Source organism: Kurthia gibsonii (assembly GCF_006539985.1).
Taxonomy (GTDB): domain Bacteria; phylum Bacillota; class Bacilli; order Bacillales_A; family Planococcaceae; genus Kurthia; species Kurthia gibsonii.
In genome coordinates this window covers 1-1,971 of record NZ_BJOB01000096.1, presented here as the reverse complement: position 1 = coordinate 1,971, position 1,971 = coordinate 1, and the positions used below count along the sequence as shown (strand labels likewise).

At 35.6% G+C, this 1,971-nt stretch carries 2 protein-coding genes; one reads left to right on the top strand and one right to left on the bottom strand.

Features of this window, described 5'->3' with window-relative positions:
• Positions 1-22: 22 nt before the first annotated feature.
• Positions 23-973 (bottom strand): L-threonine 3-dehydrogenase, encoded by a 951-nt coding sequence (locus KGI01_RS13585; RefSeq protein WP_141275125.1) that lies wholly within the window; start codon positions 971-973, stop codon positions 23-25.
• Positions 974-1,218: 245 nt separating this feature from the next.
• Between KGI01_RS13585 and KGI01_RS13580 the strand changes: the two genes are divergently transcribed.
• Positions 1,219-1,881, top strand: coding sequence for a hypothetical protein (locus KGI01_RS13580; protein WP_141275124.1), 663 nt, complete (start codon positions 1,219-1,221; stop codon positions 1,879-1,881).
• The last annotated feature ends 90 nt before the right edge of the window (positions 1,882-1,971 follow it).

The window sequence follows — 1,971 nt, the reverse complement described above, 5'->3', positions numbered from 1 at the left end:
GAGTAGCAATCTCTTTCTCTATTTACGAAGCTTCATTTTGTAATTTTTTCGTTAGTTTTTCCAGCATGTCTTGTGTCATACGGTCTAAATCATATTTTGCTTGGAAACCCCATTCTTCTTTTGCAGCTGAACAATCGAGTGAATCTGGCCAGCTATCTGCAATCGCTTGGCGTGCTGGATCAACATCATAGTCCATTTCAAATGAAGGAATATACTTTTTAATCGATGCCGCAATCTCGCTTGGTTCAAAACTCATCGCTGTAATATTGAATGCATTACGATGTACTAATTTATCTGCATCTGCTTCCATCAATTGAACAATGGCATCGAGCGCATCTGGCATATACATCATATCCATGTATGTTCCTTCTGCAATATATGATGTGTACTTGCCTTCTGTAACTGCTTTATAGTAAATATCCACTGCGTAATCGGTCGTACCACCACCAGGAGGCGTCACATTTGAAATTAATCCTGGGAAACGAACGCCACGTGTATCGACACCAAACTTTGTATAGTAATAGTCACATAGCAATTCCCCGGCTACTTTATTCACGCCATACATCGTTGTTGGACGTTGTAATGTATCTTGTGGTGTATTTTCTTTTTGTGTTGTTGGACCAAATGCACCAATTGAACTTGGAGTAAAGAATTGAAGATCTAATTTACGTGCTACTTCAAGTGCATTCATTAGCCCACCCATATTCAAGTTCCATGCAAATAAGGGGTTGTTTTCAGCTGTAGCTGATAATAAAGCTGCCATGTGCATTAATGTGTCTGCTTGGAAATCAGTTGCTAATTGTAACATTTTTTCCGCATCCATCACATCTAATATTTCAAAAGGACCTGTCGAGTGTGCAGGTTTACGAATATCTGTCGCTAAAACATTGTCACGTCCGTATTCTTTTCGTAATTTCTCCACTAACTCTGAGCCGATTTGACCGCACGCGCCTGTAATCATTATTTTCTTCATCTTTTTTCCTCCTCGTTGCGTTTACATTTGTGTTTTTCCAAAGGACATCCTTTCTGGGAATACATTTGAATTTTCAGAAAGGACATTTAACACGTTCCCAAAACCCTTTAAAATCAATATTTCTTAGTAAAATCATTATAAGCTCTCTATTTCTAAAATTCAACAAATTGTTTTTTTCAAGAGAACAGTTTCCATTCTACATGAAGGGGTATTTTATAGTTACTACATTAAAGGAGGAAAAAGCGATGCAACGTTTACACCTTATTTTTATTTTTTTAGGCGCTTTCTTACTGTGTAGTTTTTTAAATGATTTCGGATTACATCCATTTGTTCTCGTCTTGATTACGATGTTTTATCTTTTTTTATTTACTACGCTACCGCAAATATATACTATTTTCGGCACGCGAAATATACGAAAAATCGATCGTTTCTTATCACAAAAACAAACTTCTTCCCTCTATTCACATTTTTATATCGCTATTCATGATGGCGCTCCTCAACAGAAAAAAATCCTTGAACACTTATTACAAAATCCTATGCATGAACAAGAATACCCTTATTTCAAATCACTGTTATTACTGTTAGAAAAACGCTATGATGCAGCTTTTTTTGAAGCAGAAAAAATTCAAAAAGCAGAGATTCGTTATTATATTTTGGCACAAATTGAAATTGAGCGTGGGAATCACGCGAAAGCAAGTGATTATATCCATCGTCTTCAAAGTAAATGGCGCAGAGATACACTTCTCGCATTGCAAGCATTCTCTAAACAACAACTTGACGAATTTACACGTTGTTCTTCCAATGCACTGAAAAGAACGCGTGGGATTGAATACTATATGCTCTATCATCTATTTGAAAAATTAAAGCCAAACAAAACATTTAATTTACCATTTTGTTTGAGTGTATAAAAAGAGCTTGAAACAAAAGTATTTTTAACAAAGTAAATCCCGTATGATTTTTCAAAATCATACGGGATTTGTTCGTTCACATCAATTTTC